14 protein-coding genes are annotated in these 18,351 nt (G+C 37.6%); 3 read left to right on the plus strand and 11 right to left on the minus strand.

Features of this window, described 5'->3' with window-relative positions; genetic code table 11:
* The 4 genes from ACGLXV_RS13655 to ACGLXV_RS13670 form a co-directional block, all read right to left on the minus strand.
* The gene (locus tag ACGLXV_RS13655; RefSeq protein ID WP_391559054.1) at positions 1–1,737 is read right to left on the minus strand and encodes an IucA/IucC family protein; all 1,737 of its coding nucleotides are present in this window, start codon (positions 1,735–1,737) and stop codon (positions 1–3) included.
* On the minus strand, positions 1,709–3,526 hold the full coding sequence (locus ACGLXV_RS13660; RefSeq protein ID WP_391559055.1) for an IucA/IucC family protein: 1,818 nt from the start codon (positions 3,524–3,526) through the stop codon (positions 1,709–1,711). Before ACGLXV_RS13660 ends, ACGLXV_RS13655 begins: the two co-directional genes overlap by 29 nt.
* A gap of 119 nt (positions 3,527–3,645) precedes the next feature.
* The gene (locus ACGLXV_RS13665) at positions 3,646–4,596 is read right to left on the minus strand and encodes an ABC transporter substrate-binding protein (RefSeq protein ID WP_391559056.1); all 951 of its coding nucleotides are present in this window, start codon (positions 4,594–4,596) and stop codon (positions 3,646–3,648) included.
* 166 nt (positions 4,597–4,762) lie between these two features.
* Positions 4,763–6,310, minus strand: a complete 1,548-nt coding sequence (locus ACGLXV_RS13670) for a helix-turn-helix domain-containing protein (protein ID WP_391559057.1) — start codon at positions 6,308–6,310, stop codon at positions 4,763–4,765.
* Between the two features lie 138 nt (positions 6,311–6,448).
* Here ACGLXV_RS13670 and ACGLXV_RS13675 point away from each other — a divergent pair, with 138 nt between their 5' ends.
* From ACGLXV_RS13675 to yidA, 3 genes are all read left to right on the plus strand, one after another.
* On the plus strand, positions 6,449–7,483 hold the full coding sequence (locus ACGLXV_RS13675; protein WP_391559058.1) for a FecCD family ABC transporter permease: 1,035 nt from the start codon (positions 6,449–6,451) through the stop codon (positions 7,481–7,483).
* The gene (locus ACGLXV_RS13680) at positions 7,483–8,508 is read left to right on the plus strand and encodes a FecCD family ABC transporter permease (protein WP_391559059.1); all 1,026 of its coding nucleotides are present in this window, start codon (positions 7,483–7,485) and stop codon (positions 8,506–8,508) included. The genes ACGLXV_RS13675 and ACGLXV_RS13680 overlap by 1 nt, the downstream gene beginning before the upstream one ends.
* A 127-nt stretch (positions 8,509–8,635) precedes the next feature.
* Complete coding sequence (gene yidA / locus ACGLXV_RS13685) at positions 8,636–9,442, plus strand: sugar-phosphatase (protein WP_391559060.1); 807 nt, start codon at positions 8,636–8,638, stop codon at positions 9,440–9,442.
* Positions 9,443–9,536: 94 nt separating this feature from the next.
* Here yidA and gerQ read toward each other — a convergent pair whose 3' ends face one another.
* From gerQ to ACGLXV_RS13720, 7 genes are all read right to left on the minus strand, one after another.
* Positions 9,537–10,022: a spore coat protein GerQ gene (gerQ, locus tag ACGLXV_RS13690; RefSeq protein ID WP_119708565.1), complete on the minus strand. Its 486-nt coding sequence runs from the start codon at positions 10,020–10,022 to the stop codon at positions 9,537–9,539.
* Between the two features lie 21 nt (positions 10,023–10,043).
* A complete protein-coding gene (locus tag ACGLXV_RS13695) occupies positions 10,044–10,520 on the minus strand; it encodes a cell wall hydrolase (protein ID WP_119708566.1) in 477 nt (158 codons plus the stop codon).
* A 92-nt stretch (positions 10,521–10,612) separates the two neighbouring features.
* Entirely contained in the window at positions 10,613–11,863 is a 1,251-nt protein-coding gene (locus ACGLXV_RS13700) for an ATP-binding protein (protein WP_391559061.1), read from the minus strand.
* A gap of 181 nt (positions 11,864–12,044) precedes the next feature.
* Positions 12,045–12,962, minus strand: coding sequence for an HPr(Ser) kinase/phosphatase (gene hprK, locus ACGLXV_RS13705; protein ID WP_391559062.1), 918 nt, complete (start codon positions 12,960–12,962; stop codon positions 12,045–12,047).
* 176 nt (positions 12,963–13,138) lie between these two features.
* The gene (locus ACGLXV_RS13710) at positions 13,139–13,699 is read right to left on the minus strand and encodes an HPP family protein (protein ID WP_119708569.1); all 561 of its coding nucleotides are present in this window, start codon (positions 13,697–13,699) and stop codon (positions 13,139–13,141) included.
* A 222-nt stretch (positions 13,700–13,921) separates the two neighbouring features.
* The gene (locus ACGLXV_RS13715) at positions 13,922–16,816 is read right to left on the minus strand and encodes an alpha-L-rhamnosidase (RefSeq protein WP_391559063.1); all 2,895 of its coding nucleotides are present in this window, start codon (positions 16,814–16,816) and stop codon (positions 13,922–13,924) included.
* Positions 16,817–16,886: 70 nt separating this feature from the next.
* On the minus strand, positions 16,887–18,278 hold the full coding sequence (locus ACGLXV_RS13720; protein WP_391559064.1) for an MFS transporter: 1,392 nt from the start codon (positions 18,276–18,278) through the stop codon (positions 16,887–16,889).
* Positions 18,279–18,351 lie beyond the last annotated feature (73 nt).

An 18,351-nucleotide genomic window follows, 5' to 3' on the forward strand; every position in this document is an offset into this window, starting at 1 on the left:
TTACCTCTCCTTATGTGCTTTATTGGTAGAGGAAAGGGAATTGTAGACATAGTGTCTAACTTCCCCTTCCCCCTTGATGATTTTCCTTTTTACCAATGATTCTACCTGAATGTTAGGAGCGTCAGATTGAAGAAGAGAGTGACGCAAGAGTAGGTTGGGAAACAGAGTAATATGCTCATTTATTGTTGATTTTACCTGTTCCCAAAATTTCTCCTCGTCATACTGATAGTGCTCCTCTAAACAATTAGAAAGCTCTGTTAAATGAAAAACAAACAAGGTGTCCATTACTAGTTCCCTTAATGCCTCCGTTGAGGACATCCAGTAAAATTGGTTAGCTTCTATTGTTCGAAAGTTTTCATGGATATTCGAAAAGTTTGGAGTACTGTTGGGCTTGGATAAATACTCCCTATTAAATTCCATGCTGTCATGAAAATCTCTTAATGCCACACGGATTGGCCAACCATTTTTATGAATTAAAATCATATTTTGTGCATGAGCTTCAACTGCGATTCCGTGTGCCACAAGAAGATGCCATACAGGGATTACACTTATTTGTAGAAACTGTTTTAACCACTTCTCTATTCCATAACAACGTAACCAATCATTAACAAATGGAAATCCATCAAGCTCTACTAAAGGAAGCGCAGTAAAAGGGACTGCCTCTTCTCCTTCTTCCATATAATCTAATACGTTTTCTCTCCAAATTGCTCCAAGCTTCACACTGCTTTTTCGTTCCGGCTGAAAAGCTACTCCTGCATATTCCTTAAGAATAATTAATGAAGAACGATCTTTTAGAAATTCGTCTGATTTCACGACCTCTGAAATCCACTTAGAGATATGAGGAGCAGCACAAACAGTATGTGATTCTAACGTTCTTAAGGAAGATGTATTGATCATATTCATAGAGAGCTTAAGATGAGCCTTTTTCGGATGAACAGTATTCCATAGCGTTCTAACGGATTGTGTGGCACGATAGGTATCGCCCCTGCTCTCAAGTAGAATTAATTCTTCATTAGACTTTTCTTCTATAAACTTCATTTGCCAAGGATGGATAGGAAGAAAGGTATATTCCTCAAAGCTTTTTCCTAACTCAACTAGTTCATCCATTATATTTTTCCAAAGGTGTGACCCTAATTCTCTTTTCCAGAAGTTCTTTTCATCCTCAAGCAAGGACACTCTAGCAGAAGTCCTTTTTACGGTAGCCCATCTCAAAGGAAATACACCTTTAGCCTCTGGTCCATACAACGCATGGTCACTGATTGAAAAACCCGTTCGTGCTTTAAAACACGGGTGATACATGTGGCCTTCCGTTAATTCCGACTCTAATTCTTGAAAGCTACTATTTCTTCTTGATTTTGGCTTACATAAATAGGTTTCATTCCATTCACTAAACTGTATGGTTTGCTTAAGTTCATATAGAAATGCCTCAGCTATTATAGAATCTCCCAAAAAGTCGACAACAAATTCGTCTAAACGGACTGCCGTTAATGTCTGATTCTCCTGAATATAATAGATACTACTTCCTTCTTTTAAACGAACCCGATTAAAAGCTGTTCTCTTTCCCTTACAGTAGTAGGTGTTCTTCTTTCCATACAAATAGAAGCCTACAAATTTTTCACCTTTTATTAGTGGTATTTCGTCATACTCTAGAATTCCTTCAAAAATTATAGCTTCCACAAGCTGTTTCATTACTCGTTTTTCAAATATACTAGACGACAATGGTTGTAGGTTTTTCATAATCTTTCTCCTTTTTTAAACAGGTAAAAGGATTGGGTACCTTCGTGTATACGGCTTGTTCATTTTCTGCTAATAGTTCATCTACGTCATGAAGTCGAGTTAGTAAATTTGCTTTATAAGGTAGGGTTACAGAGTATAAGACTTTTTGTACAAGTTGTTTTCCCAGTGAGACTAACTGCAATTCCATTTGTATAAGCTGTTCTCTTACCCATTGAGCAAGGCTTTCCTCACTAATCAAAGAATCCTGTCCAAACCGGTTTATTATGGAAAATAGTTGATTTTGGATCAAATAATAAGTAAATCGCTCCTGGATTAGTGCATCTTCGTAAAATAATTCAGGTAATCCTTTTAAAGAAGGCTCTAACTCGAAAAGAGTCTCACAATGAGTTTTCGAAAGATAATAGCCCTGATTGTCTCGGTAATAGTACGTCTCTGGATACCCTGTTGAGAGGTCTAATAGACTGTTTTGTTGATGAGCTTCCAGAGCTAATCCGTGTTCATCGTACAAACGAATGAGAGGTTCTATTGAGCACCTCCAATATTTTTGAAACCAATCTATGCTAACCTCTTTGGTGGAACGTGATTCCGATTTAGCTAAACGGTCAATGATACAATGAAGCTTAGAACGATATCCTGGAAGTGGCGTTTGAACCAGTGCAGCTATAGAACAAATATTCATGTCATTGCCTTTAAGAAACTTATTTGAACGAATAATTAGTTCAAGCCCTGATTCTTCTCTACCAGGAAACTTACATTTTATATATGCTGGGTCCTCTATGAAACGAAAATAGTCTTTTGAGTAATTTAATTTTTTCATTAAGTTGTAAATAATCGTTCCTGCTATTAGCTCGTGGGTCTGATTGACTCTTAATGAGTTAGTGACTTTAACAGGAATAGAGAATTTATACATCCACTCTTCCACTTCACTGTAGACGGTTCTAATAGAAGAGGTTGCTAGATATTGCTCTCCCATTGCTCCCAAATACTTAACCAAATTATGGCTCATTGCCTCTTTAATATAATCCTGCTGAAGTAACCATTGTGCTTGTAAGGGATGAACAGGAATAATGCAGTCATTATTACCTAACTGTAACGCTGGCCCCTTTCTTTCTAAACTATTTTGTATCATTTCACTTGCACTCATTGGCAGTGATGATGCCTCTTCCACTAAATTTCTATCCACTTGAAAATAATGAAGAGGAAAGCTGGCATTTAGTTCTGGTGCGAAACTAGGATGTTGCCAGCTAGCCATTCCTTGTCTGCTTTTGGGTGTAGGATGCATCCAATGACCAAAAAGAAGGGACTGCTCTGTTTCAATAAAGGTAGCGTCTTCTGAATACAGTCTTTCTGCGTCTCTCCTTCTTGCCTCAATATATGTAGTCATTGTTTGAAAGCTATCAATCAAGCGAATGGTGAGTTCATCAAAATGAGATAGATCTGTACATTTATTTTTTTGTTCTGCCAGATCAAGGTCTTGTATTAGAGTAATCATAAACGGAAGATAATCTTGAATAATCCACTGATATGTAGCAGGACAATACTTTAAAACTTGTCCTATTAGGTGTCTCCCAGTTAAGGAGTGATAATTAACCTCTAAAGCGAATGTTAATGTGAGGTTAGTAAGTTCTAATTCTATTACTGACTTTCCTGTTAGTGTAACTGGTATTGACTTGTGCTTTATCCAATCCTCAGTATCTACCCAATTCCCCTTATCTATTTCCTTTAAATAACAGTTGATAAATACTTGAAATGATTCAAATTCCGCAATCTGTTTCGCTGATTGATACATACTTTCATCCTTTCACTAAGTTTTCCGCCACAGTAATTGATAATTATTCTCATCTACTGATAAAAAATTTGATTCTCAATTATAAGGAGAATCAAATTTTCCGTAGACAAATTTATTCGTTATTTTAATAAGAGTTCTTCTATTTCCTTTAACCCTTTCTTTCTTTCAATCGGATCCCAAAAACCCCAAGTAGTTGAAAGTGTATGTACATTCCCTTTCTGAACCGCCTTTAGGTTTTTCCATACTTCACCTTCTGTTACAGAATCATAGAATTCGCCACTGTTAAAATAAGTTACGTCCAGTATGTGCTCTGGATTGTATTTCGCAAGACCTTCTATTGATATATTTTCACCGAAATCTTCCGGAAGATTTTCAGCAGGGGTAAGCTTTAAGTCATCAAATAATAGTGAATTTGTCGCATGATTCGTACGACCAAACACACGAATGTCCTTCTTATTAATCGCAACAGCCATAAATGTTTGATCCCCGGTTACTTCTCTAATTCGCTCTCCAATATCAGTCGCTTCTTTCTCCAGGTCTTCAATGACTTTTTTCCCTTCCTCAAGTTTACCTACTGCTTCTGCTACTTTGAGGTGATCCTCTTTCCAATCTCCGCCAACCTCTACAACTACAGTTGGGATTGTTTCTGCTAGTTGATCGTATAGCGGTTTGTAACGGTCACTAATTATAAGTAAATCAGGATCAAGTTTTACGATTTCTTCAGAGTTTATCTCGTCAGCATAAGGTAATGCCTTTACACCTTCAAGTTCCTGTGTTAAGTGTGGAGGAAATTCATTATCATATGCCATAACTGCATACGGTTTCACTCCAACAGAAACAAGCGATCCTTCCCAGGATACGTGTGAAAGTAAAATAACTTTTTTAGGATCCGCTGGCACCTCTGCTTCACCATATAAATGCTCAACTGTTCTAGTTTCCCCCGTAGTTTCTTTGTCTTTGTTAACAACCTCTCCATTAACGGCTGATTGCTCTTTCTTGCCGCACGCGGAAAAGATAATTAATATAACTAAGAGGAATAATAAATTACTAAACGTAAAAAACCTTTTCATCTTTTGTTGCCTCCTAAACAATAATGATTTTCATTCTCAATGGTAAACATTTTCAGTTAGGACGAACATGGATTTTTTTAACATCTTACATAGATAAATCAAACAAGCTATCTAACAAAATACAAACTCTTGAAATTAGCTGCATAATAAAATGCATCAAGTTTATCTATATTTTTAACTTTCCTTGTTTCATAGAATCAGAAAATTGAAGAAGTAATTGTTTTCTTCCTATTGGTCCCCATGGATCCCATTCGTAGCTAATTGGATAGTAGACTTCCCCTGTTTCGACTGCTCGAATCAGTTTCCATTCTGGCATGTGAGCCAACCTCCATACATCCGTTTCATTGCTCCATAAGATAAGTAGTTTTTCCGGATTTAGGGTTACTAACTCATCCAAAGTAATACTCTTATATCCTTCTGAAGGTATGTCAGGGTGTGGCTGAAACCCGAGTTTTTGAAACAGGAGGTCAACAACAGCATGATTTTCCTTGCCATAAAGGCGAATTTCTTTTGACCTAATCCATAAAACTGCCCAGCTGCCCTTCTTTGTTATCGGACAGAGTTCATCCCTTACCTTAAGCTCCAATTGATGAATTTCCTTTTCTATCTCCTCTGCCCTAGTTTCCTGACCAACTAAAATCGCAATTTCTTGAAGGTATTGATTCCAACTTGTCTTTAACGACAAATGATGTAACTTTTCCTGATGCGAAAATAATATTCTCTGCAGATCTCCATTATGTAAAGGGGTTTTTATGATACTTTCAGGCTGTGCGGAAAGGATTTCTAATGGTTGAAAAGGCGACTCTGCATTTAATAACATCGTGCCATATAATTCTTTTTCTAAATAACTAGGCACCCCTCTAGTTAAAGGATAAACGGAAGGGTACGATGGAGCCGCAACAGGCTGAATACCTAAAGCTAGCAGGTGGTCTTGTAGAAATAGCTGACTTACAACGGCCACTCGAGGGCTAACTCTCTTTAAATACCCTGTAGGTGGAATCCCTTCCTTGCTTTTGAATAAGCGACTGAAATAAAACTCATCTTGTATCCCTACTTGAAAAGCTACTTCTTTCGCTGTTACGTCTTTTTCTTGAAGCATGATTTTTTTTGCAGCCTTTATTCGCTCTTCAATAAGAAATTCCTTAGGAGCACACCCCATCCTTTTTCGAAATAATCGTGAAAAAGTGACCGTACTCATACTTGCTTTAGAAGCTAAATCTTTTATAGAAATTTGACTATCTAAATTTGTACGGATGTAATGAACGACTTGTTCGATTTGATCCATTTTTGCTACGTCTGTTATGGTCGCTAGCAATTTCCATACTAGTGATTGAAAGTGACAAATGGCTGATATAGATGTTTCATTTTGGCTTCGCCTTAATTCCTCCCATATTGGTATTACTTGTGACGAAGGTATTTGTGCAAACGAGTCTAATAAATAGGCAGATAACATATCCCTTTCCTTTGGCCAAGATAAAATATAAACACATAGCAAGGTTGTAGCTGCGGTTACTACGAACCTTCCTCTATCGATATAGTGACTTGTATATTTTTCAAGAGCGATCACTTCATTATTCAGAATAAATTTTCCCCGCCCACTAGATACATACAATAAGTGATTTTGTTTGCTCGTAGCCTCGAACACTTCGGACAGCCCGTTACGAACTTTTACCAGTCGAACGTGATAATCAGTTAACAGGTCATTTGCTTGCATGATGGATTTTTCCTCCCCTTTCCTAAATTTAGAAAAAATGTTGACAAATGGTTTGAAAGAATAGTAGATTAAAATCGATTACCAAACGATAACGATTATCATTTTCACTTAGAATACTATAACAAGGGATTGATATAAATGTCTAGAACGGCTGTAAATAAAAAGGAAACTCTCTTTGCAACTCAAAGAAAAGCTACAAAATGGGCTTTGTTTGGATTCATACTTGTAGTATTCAGTCTACTCCTTTCGATTGGACTGGGCGCTATTTGGATTACACCTAAAGAAATTTGGAGTTCTTTTGTTTCCTTCCAAAGCAATCAAATGGAACACCAGCTAATAAGGGAGATTCGTATTCCACGAGCAATTACAGCTGCTCTAATAGGAGCATCATTAGCAGTAGCTGGAGCAATTATGCAGGGAATCACACGGAATTCCCTGGCAGATCCATCAATTATCGGTATTACTCATGGGGCAGGACTATCAATTGCTATTGCTCTAGCATTTACTTCAAATCTATCTTACTGGTTCCTATTACTCTGGTCATTTGCCGGCTCAACTATTGGGGCTGTCCTTGTGTTAACTTTTTCGTTCATTTCTAAGGAAAAAGTTTCTCCTGTTACTCTCACCCTTGCTGGTGCAGCTTTAAGTACACTGTTCGGAGCACTTTCAACAGGAATAGCCTTATATTTTCAAGTGGCTCAGGATCTTAGTTTTTGGTTTGCGGGAGGTTTGTCTGGAACTAAGTGGCAGCATGTCTTTATCCTGCTCCCACTATTTATAGTGGGGTTATTGCTATCTCTAGGAATTAGCCGTTCTTTGACTATCTTATCTCTCGGGGATGAAGTAGCCATTGGTTTAGGTCAGTCACAACAAACGGTAAGATGGATCGGACTTCTCTCAGTGATTCTATTATCTGGCGTGGCAGTGTCGATAGTAGGTGCGATTGGTTTTATAGGATTAGTTGTTCCTCATATTGTACGGTTACTAATTGGTACAGATTACAAGTTCGTCATCCCGATGAGTGCCCTTTTGGGTGCATTATTACTTATAGTTGCGGATATTGGTGCACGTATGATCAATCCTCCCTTTGAAACACCTGTTAGTGCTGTAACTGCTATTATAGGAGTACCCTTTTTCCTCTATTTGTCTCGAAATAGTAAGGGGGTTATGTAGTGGATTGGAGACTTGCACTCAAACAATCTAGAAAATGGATAGCCTTTTTTCTCCTGTTTATTGTAGTGGTTTTTATGTTCAGTCTTTCAACTGGTGCCATGCCGATTAACCATACAGAAGTTTTTCAAACATTAGCTGGTAACGGTACCCCTAAACAAGAACTCGTATTGTTTCAACTAAGATTTCCAAGAATGATTATTGCTATTTTAATAGGCATGGGTCTTGCGTTATCGGGTTCTATACTTCAGGGATTATCAAGGAATTCCCTTGCTGACCCAGGTATTTTAGGGATTAACTCAGGAGCAGGATTGGCGGTTGTGTTTTTTATCTATCTTTTTGGTCAAAAAGATAGAAGTATAATGACAGAGCCTTTGTTCCTTCCATTCTTCGCCTTTATTGGTGCGCTCATCATAGCCACTCTCATTTATCTTTTGTCTTGGAAGAAAGGCATAGAGCCCGGACGCCTTCTGTTAACTGGCCTTGGATTCAATGCTTTATGTGCAGCATTGCTAGTTATATTACAATTAAAAATGGATCCAAAGGATTTTCAACAGGCTACCATTTGGTTAACAGGAAGTATTTGGGGAACACAGTGGCCTTATGTTTGGGCACTGTGTCCATGGATTATCTTACTCTTGCCCATCACATACTCTAAAGCCCGAACAACGAATCTCCTCCAAATGAATGAAGAAATTCCGATAGCACTTGGTATTCGAGTTGAGAAGGACCGTTTTTTACTCCTTTGTCTATCAGCTGCCCTAGCTGGAGCGTGTGTGGCAGTAGGTGGTGGTATTTCCTTTATTGGTTTGCTGGCACCACATCTTGCACGCCGTCTCTGTGGCCCAAATTATTTTGTAAACTTACCTTTATCTGCATTAATTGGTGCTAGCCTATTGTTACTAGCTGACATGATTGGGAAAAACCTATTGGCCCCTGCTGATATCCCTGTTGGTATCGTCATCTCCATCATAGGTGCCCCCTACTTAATTTACATGTTATTAACCCGTAAAAGTACTAGTATGTAAGTTTAACTGGTAGCTTTGCATGGCATAACCAAAACAAAAAAACCACCCTAATCTATCCAATTAGGCAGCCACTATTTTTTTGTGCTACCATAAGGTAAATACCTAATAATGGAGTGGATCAATAAACATGTATAAATTGCTTGCAATTGATATTGACGGAACCTTAATCAATGATCGTAAAGAGGTAACAAAAGAAGTAAATGAGGCAATCCAAGCAGCTAAGCGAAAAGGAGTCAAAGTGGTCATTTGTACAGGGAGACCTATCGGAGGGGTTCATGGGTTCATAGAAGAGTTAGACCTTCATGACCAATATGTCGTTACATTTAATGGTGCACTAGTTCAACATTCCGAAACAAAGGAAGTGGCGTCAGAAATTTCTTTAACACATGAGGACTTAATGACACTCTATGGAGTCAGTCAGGAACTCCAGACATCCATGCATTTCTTTGATTCACAAAGAATCTATACTCCCAATAAAGACATTAGTCCATTTACCGTTGTGGAGTCATTTGTAAATGGTGTGCCTTTGCACTATCGTGAAATTGAAGAAATACCATCAGACATCTTAATACCGAAAGTAATGTTTGTTGGAGAACCTGAGAGTTTAGAGAAAACGATAGCTACAATTCCAGCAACTCTTAAGGGAAAATATACGATGGTGCGCAGTGCTCCCTATTTTTATGAAATTTTACACCCAAGTGTAAGCAAAGGAAATGCCGTAAAGCTTCTTGCTGAAAAATTAGGTATTACTCGTGAAGAAGTCATCTGTATAGGAGATGGCGAGAATGATTTAACAATGATTGAGTATGCAGGTTGTGGCGTAGCAATGGGTAATGCCGAGCAAAGCGTCAAAGAAATTGCTCAATTTCATACACGTTCCAACAATGAACATGGAGTCGCCTATGCGATTGAACAATTAATATTAAATACATAGTACATAAAGGCTTTTACCTACTTTAGAAATATAGCTCACAACGAAAACCCGCTTTCCGAATAAGGATTAAGCGGGTTTTAAGTGTTTTATAAACTCAGTCCGAAGTTGTAAGAGTTGCCTGGACATCTGGAGTGATTGTCGGAAAAGGATAGTTAATTTCTTCATCAAATTCTACCCAGTCAAGATTTGCCATCATCAGCAGGTAGCGTTTGCCGCTTGTTGGATCACTAATGATGATATGGTCACGACCAGCTGTTTCTACGCGTCCGTGGTAAACCATCGAGTTCCATTTGCTGTTACCTTGGTAAGTAAAGTAAAAAGTTCCGATTTTACCTTTGTTGTAGCGTAGGATATTTTCTATAAATGATTCTTCCACCGCTCCTGCTACAAGTTGCTGTCCAGTACCCATCGGAACCACCGGGACAGAATACGTGGGTCCAGAAGGCATGCCCGCCGGGAAGCCAGAAGGCATAGCTGTCGGGAATCCAGCAGGTTGTGTGCCACTTTCCCTCGTCATAGAAGATGGATAAAAACTAGAATAATAGTTCATTGGATAATAATTAAAGTCTTGGCAAGACATAAAAGTCAACTCCTAAAAATTTTATCTATAAAACTCTGTGCAGTAACCCGGTACAGCGACATAGAAGCAATGATTCCGGTACGCAAAATCAAACTTCGTCATAGGTGATCTAGGCATAGTAGCGCCACAAGGTGCTCGAAACTTTTTACCAGGACTTGGGTTATAAAACCACAAATTCATTCTGGCACGAGGTTCCCTATGACCATGCAACAAATTCCTAGCTCGCTGGAGATCTTCTTCACTGGGACGTTGTGTATACAATGATCCATTTAAGACGGGTTCGAAATGAGGGACCCCAGTTCCAGGTATCGTTTGATAAATGGCATGCCTGATATTACGCAGGTTTTTGAAATCAGGAGCACAGTTGGCCTCGACCCGATTGGCCACAACCGTTCCCACCTTATTCATCCCTTGAACTCCTTCTCCTATCGCTTCAGCCAGCATGAGCCTTGCTAATTCTTCCACGTCACGTGAATTATGTTTTATTCGTCTGCCCATTTCCTCACTCCTTCGGCTTATACATTTAATTTATTAACCGAGGCTGGGTTTGGTAGCTTGCCTATCTGCCTATATTTTATAAATTAATATTCCTAATTAACCTGAGGTAAAAGAATAATAAATTCAGTTCCCCTATTTTTTTCACTATTTACTTTTATTTTCCCTTTGAAAGAATGGATTATTTGAAAACTTACCATCATTCCTAACCCTGTTCCCTTTTCCTTTAAGGAATAGAACGGAGATCCAAGCCTGTCTAGTTGCTTTTTTGTCATGCCAATGCCTTGGTCCTTAATGATAATTTTTATAAACCCTTCATCTGTTGACATACAGCTAATCCAAACCGTTCCACCATTCGGCATTGATTCTACAGCATTTTTTAAAATATTTATTAACGACTGGTTCAGTTTTTGTGGATTAGCATGTATCCAACAGTCATCAAGAATATCTGTTTTAATCTTAACATTATGATTGATGCTGTAACTTCGAATGATATTTACTACGCGATCTATTTGATAACCTACATCGATTTTTACAATGCTATTAATTGACGGTTTTCCAAAGGATAAAAAATCATCAATAATTTCATTGGCACGATCTAATTCTTCAATTGATATTTTGATATAATCTTTCTTTTCTTTAGGCAAATCGGGTTCATTAAGAAGTTGTAAAAAACCACGTGTAACTTGCATCGGATTTCTAATTTCATGAGCAAAAACACTTGTTAACTCACTTATCACTCGTAATTTCTCCGTATTTTGTACCTCTAGACGTAGCTGGTGAATCTCCCTGATTTTTTCAATCAAAATGGTAAAAAACCAAGTAACAACTACTGCAAAGATCAGATGAACAATCTGTACTTTTAAAAAATCATAGGAAAAGCCTCTCAAAATATAGAAAATAGTAAGGCCACTTACACTGTAGTAAAAGGAAAGACCCACCGCAATTTTAACCCTTTTATCTTTTGTCGATAGTGAAAACGAGTTTTGAAAAAACAATATAACAGGAAGCGATGATAATAAGACAAGTACCGTATTATAAAATCCTATACTAATTCCAAAGGACAACCGAAAAAGTACGATTATGACAGAAAGGAAGATCCCTGGCCAAACCCCACCATATAACGTCCCTAATAATAGAGGAATAATTCTTAACTCTAAACGAGCATTTTCACCAAAATTAACTGGAAAGGACATGCAAAATATAATAGATATTCCCCATAAAATGGTCATAATGATGTTTTTATTTTTCGTACTTTTTACCTTTTCTGTAATGAATGTATAGTAAATAAATATGGGTATTACCACAAGCGTTAGTTGAAACAAAAAATCTTTAATTATACTCATCTTTGTACCCTTCTTATGTATAAGCATTTTGAATTTGAGATATTTATATTATCTTTATCGACCTAATTTCCCTAAAGTATAGTATTTCTGTAAAAATTATTTAATGAGTAAAACAGCTGCGTATAATTTGATACAAAAACTAAAAAAGGACATTAACCGTAATGATTAATGCCACTAATTACTAAATATCAGACTCTAACCGTTGCATAAACTCCTCCGCTGCACTGTATCCTTGCTGCTTCAGAAGCCAGTTATTTGCCGCTGCTTCAATTAACCCCGCCACATCGCGACCCGGTTGAAGCTGAATCTCTATATGGGGAATTTGTACTCCCATATAATCGGTATATTTGGCTTCGTGATCCAACTCATTATTGAGTGAATTCTTCTGCCATTTTGTCAATTCAATATCAAGTGCAATCCTCGTCTCATCCTGAAAAGCTTTTCTTCCATATAAGCGGACCACATTTAGTAGCCCGATACTCCGTAGGGCTAGAAACTCTTTTGTTTTCCCATCATGCGTTCCTAGAATCGTTCGTGGACTGAGTTTTTTCAATACAACAATATCATCAGCCACAAGCCTGTGACCCCTCCCAATCATCGTATGTGCTGTTTCGCTTTTACCGACACCTGAATTTCCCCGAAGTAAAATGCCCATTCCATATACATTGATACAAACCCCGTGTACTGCGATTGCTGGAGCTAATGTTTTTAACATATAATCATCAAGGTTTGTGATAAATTCAGATGTAGGCTGAGGCTCGTTTGTACATAACAACGGAATTCCCTCTTCTAGACAATACTGAGTCAAATAGGTAAGTCCCTCCTGTCCAGCAGTCACGATAAAGCATGGTGGATGGTATTTTACAATATTACCTATACGCATCTGACGTTCCTCTAAACTCAATTTGTGCAAATATGTAATTTCTTTTCTACCAAGGATTTGAACACGTTCCGTCGGGAAAAAATCAAAGTGGCCAACAAATTCCAAGCCTGGACGGTGGGACCTTGATTGTTTTATTTGTTGCTTTAATTTATTTTCCCCTGTTAGTATTGTTAATGAAAATTTTCTAACTAAATCTTCAACCGTTAAAATTTTCACATTCTATCTCCCTTTCATTCCTTAATTACGTTCTATGAAAGAATATATAATATTATATCAATTGATAAATCCAAAGACTATCTAAAACACAAGTGACACTAATTCTTGCAAAATAAAAAACCGTAGAATTAAATCTACGGATGTACTTAATTTCACTAAAATAAAATATCGTATATTTACAGCCAATGTTTTGGATATTGTCTCTTAGGAAATAGATTATTATATAGCATGGAAACAAACACTAGTAAAAAGATGCCTATAAATACTGGTATAAGATATCCCCATCCTGTTTCAAAGTTAATCGCTACTAGCGCACTAGCTGCTGCGGGAGGGTGAATGGTTTTTGTGAGAGCCATTAAAATTAGCACAATAACCAAGGACAATATTATAATAAACAGACTCTTCCCAAATATACTCCATATGAGAAGACCCGTAACAGTGGAAAGTATGTACCCCCCAATCACTTGCCTAGGTTGAGATAAAGGACCGTTATGCGCCGCAAATACTAAAATACTGCTTGCTCCTAAAGGACCTATTACCATAGAATAATTTGAGGAAAAAGCTAAAATACAAATGATACTAACAGCTAGAAAAACCCCTACAACACTAATGATGGAATCTATATAATCAAACTTAGTATTGTTTCTGGATTCTCCTTTCATTTTATTAAGGTATACAATTAATGGTTCTAACGATTGATTTTTTATATTGTCATTCGACTTTTCTAAAGTGTTCATTGATTTCCCCTATACTAACTAATTTATCTATTAACGTTTCTACTAATGCCATGTTATATATCTTATAGGAATACTATGAATTTTTAAATACTTTTTTAAAAAATAAAAAATATTCCAAATCCTAGAGCTAAAACCGTATGGAATAAAATAAAACTCTTCCCGCTAGAGAAGAGCTTATCAATTGTAGAATGGATGAATGAACATCCTCATATTTATATAAAACTAACTAATTTTAATCAGACGACGAAGCTTCTCATCTAACTTTTCTAATCTTTCTTCAGTCAAAATACTTGCTGTAAAAGGCAACACCATTAGTTCTGTTAGTTTTTTCTCAGAATTATATTGAACAATCATTGAGTTTTCCGCTAATTCAGGAAAATCCTTTGTAAAGATAGCCTTCGTTTCTTCATTATTTATTATTTCCTTAATCGTACATTCCGAACTATAAGTTAATATATAACTTTTGGTTGGAAGATAAGTAAATTCATATTTACCGGCCATAAGTGTACAACATACTTCCGTTGCAAGTTGCTCTGAAGATAACCCGCTTGAAGCCAAAGTCTCACCATTTACTTTAACCATATTTACATCAGCATCTGGTAAAGTTAATTCAGCTGTTGTATTAAACGGCACGTTGAAAACAAACGATAAAACACCATCCTCTTTTATCTCCCAGGAGCTTTCAATCAGACCTGAAGCAGAATGAAAGCTTGCTTTCACATAAGTCAGCTTTCCATAAGGCTGAGGGGCAAGTTTGAATTTTTTAAATCCAGGTGCAGCTTCTACCGGGTTAATCCCGCACATATAGCGATACATCCACTCCGCTATAGAGCCATATGCGTAGTGATTTAGTGAATTCATATCTGTTCCACTAATTTTTCCATCAGGTAAAACGGAGTTCCAACGCTCCCAGATCGTAGTTGCTCCCATCTTTACTGCATACAGCCAGCTAGGGTAGTCATCGTTCAGCAGCAATGTATAAGCTTCTTCCTTCGCCCCATTTTCCGATAAAGCATGACAAAAATAAGGTGTTCCGACAAATCCAGTAGTTAGATGCATGTTATCGTCTCGAAGCTTTTGTTTTAAGTCCTCTATAATACGACTACGGTAATGCTCTGGTACTAAATCCATATACAAAGCGACAATCATCGCCGTTTGTGTATTAATGGCACTTCTACCTGACGGAGTGAAATATTCATGGAGAATTGCAGCTTTTACTTCTTCAGAAAGGTTTGAGTATTCCTTAGCCAATTCCTCTTTTTCTAATACCGTTGCTGCTTTCGCTACTAATCTAGCAGAATAACAATAATAAGCTGATGCAACAAAGTAAGGATCGGTTCCCCCGATCACACCTCCTGGCTCTTTGCCATCAAGCGCTAACCAATCTGCAAAGTGAAAACCCGTTTTCCAAAGTCTAGTTCCACCCGATTCATCATCTTTTCTTTTGATATAATCCACCCAATCCTTCATCGTGTTCAGGTGTTGCTTTAACAATTCTTTATCACCGTAATGCAAATAAAGCGTCCAAGGAATAATTGTTGCTGCATCCCCCCAAGCAGCTGAGCCATTACCTGTCACAAATCCTGGATCATTTTCTGGCTTTAGAGTAGGTACAATAAATGGAACGGAGCCGCTAATTCGGATCTGCTCTTCTCTTAGATCTTGAAGATATTTCGTGTAAAAGGCTGGAGAATACATATTAAAGCAAGCCGTGGAAGCAAAGATTTGAGCATCTCCGGTCCATCCCATTCGTTCATCTCGTTGAGGACAATCCGTTGGTACATCAAGGAAATTCCCCTTTTGTCCCCACATTGCATTTAAAAATAGACGATTGACATCTGGATTGGAGGTTTTAATGGAACCTGTTTCTTCTAGTTCACTGTATATGACACAACCAGTAAAATCCTTAGGATCAATTTCTCCCTCAAACCCTGTAAGTTTTACATAGCGAAAACCATAAAAGGTGAAGTTAGGCTGTACTTCTCTTACATTACCATCTGAAATATAGATGTATTCCGCTTTAGCCGTACGAAGATTTTCATTATAAAAGCATCCGTCTTGAAGAATCTCCCCATGTTGGAGCTTCAGCTTTTGTCCTCTCGTTGCAGATGTTTTAAAACGAACCCAGCCTGTCATATTCTGACCGAAATCCAAAACCGTTTCATCTGCCGGTGTTTTAATAATGTCAATCGGTGTTCTTTCCTCCATAATTTTCACAGGTAGGCTTAGGCGGGCTTGAAGTCTCTCCGTTTTAACGTGTGCAGGTATGACATTTGTCCATTCCGTATCATCAAAAGTAGGAAGACTCCAATCACTAATTTCCTTATTCGCATCATAAACTTCTCCATCGTATATACCACTAAAAATAATGGGAGAAGGAGCACACTTCCATTCAGGATCTGATCCAATTACGATGGTAGAACCGTCTTTTTTTGTTGCAACAACCTCTGCTATGAAAGCAAATTGATTGCCATAAAGCTTATGATAGCCTCCATCAAAACCAAAGCGGCCCTTATACCAGCCATTACCTAACATCAACCCAATGGCGTTGTCCCCACTTTTTAATTGACTTGTTATGTCATACGTTTGATACTGCAGCCAGAAATCATAAGAATTATAGCCAGGAGTAAAATACTCTTCTCCTATTCTTTGACCGTTGATCATAAGCTCATAGATTCCTAAACCACATACATATGCTCGAGCAGAAACAATATCTTCCGGCAGAGTAAAGATTTTTCTGAATAACGGATGAATCTCCTTATCCAAACTTGAAGCCATCCATTGCCCTCGCCACTCTTCCTCCATTTTTGCGGTTTCAAACCATGCTACTTCACTTGTTGATGCATCACCTTGGTCACCCCATACCATTACCTTCCAATAATATCGTGTGCGAGGCTTCAGCTTCATCTCAGGGGAAAATGCTAAACTGTTTATGTCCTGTCTCTTTCCACTGTCGTAAACGATTTGATCAAAATCTTCATCAAGAGCAATAAAAACCTGGGCTGCTTCCTGATATTTAGAGTGACTGGTCTCTGTGATCCAAGATAGACTAAGTCTAGTCAATTCAAAACCTAACGGATTGTTGATATGATTGGTTCTTAGTTTGGTAATTCGCATTTAGATTCTCCTCTAGATGAAACGGTGGGCCCTTCACAAAGTTTGAAGGGCCTATCGCTTATCTCTTTATTTATATAGTCCTTTTACGCTCATTTAATTCTTTTAAAATAGAAGGATATTCTTTGTCTAGTTTATAGAAATACAAAATGATTAGAGTAATAATGCTAAAAAGGATTGGTAAATAAGTGAATACAAATTGAATCGAGTTTAATACGCCAGCACCTTGTTCTGCTTGGCCACCAATATATCCGGCAGCTCCTAGAATTACTCCTATTAAGGCACCACCTACACCTGTTCCTACTTTTTCACCAAAAGTTCCTGCACTGAAAGCAAGCCCTTCTGAACGGATACCCGTTTTCCACTCTCCATACTCAATTGTATCTCCAAGCATGGCAAAGGACGCTACTAACAATGGTGCCAGCCCTAGTCCCCTTACTACAAGACCAGTTACTACGAACAGAAAGCTGCTAGGATTAATGGCAATAATTAAGCTACCAATTATGGAAAGAATGGTTCCGTAAATAGTCATATTTCTTTTCCCAAACTTACCGATAATAGGAGATACGATAAAAGTTCCTAAAATAATTGGTAAGAAGGATGCTAAACCAATGATCCCTACATAAGTTGGATTTCCAAGAATATATTGTGCATAATAAACGTTGATTCCACCTAAACCAGAGTTAATAAAACCAATAAACATCACCGACATAACCATTATCCAGTATTTGTTTTTCAGAAGGGATACGATGGATGTTTTTACATTACCTTTTGCTGTTTTACTTTCAACAGGAGGAACTACTCTTTCTGTCGTGTTTTTAAAACAGATAAGATACAAAGCAATACCAACAACTGCAAAAATAATGGAAGTCATGGTCCATCCTTTTTGTCCTCCACCAAAGAAGTTTACAATTGGCATGGTCCCCATTGTAAGAGCCATTGCACCAGTAAATCCTAGCATCGTTCGAAATCCACTTAGCTCAGCTCGGTCACTTTGATTTTGTGTAATTAAAGCTGTCATAGAGTTATAAGGAACGGATATAGCTGTATAAATAACCCCAACTGCTAGTACATACGTAACAAAGGCATAGATGATCTTACCGGTCATACTAAAATCCGGAGAACTAAAGAGTAGTATGATGGCAAGTCCATACGGTATAGCTAACCATAAAAGCCATGGTCTACCCTTTCCATGCTTCGTTCTGGTTTTATCTACAACAACACCCATAACTAAGTCAGATGCACCATCAAAGATACGTGCAAAAAGTAACAATGTCCCTACGATTGCAATCGCTATTCCAGCTACTTCCGTATAATAAAAAGTAATGAATGTATTGGCTGTTGTAATTAGTAAATTCGCACTTAAATTACCTAGTCCATAAGAAAATTTTTCCTTAAATTTCAGTTTCTGATTGCTTCCAGTTGATTCAATGTTTTGACTATATTCTATTGTTTCTGTTTGCATACCCTACACCTCTTCCTAACTCTCTGTATAAGTAAACGTTTGCGAATACGCTTCCAATCTTTTGTATAAGAAA

This window comes from Robertmurraya sp. (genome assembly GCF_036676585.1).
GTDB lineage: Bacteria > Bacillota > Bacilli > Bacillales > Cytobacillaceae > Robertmurraya_A.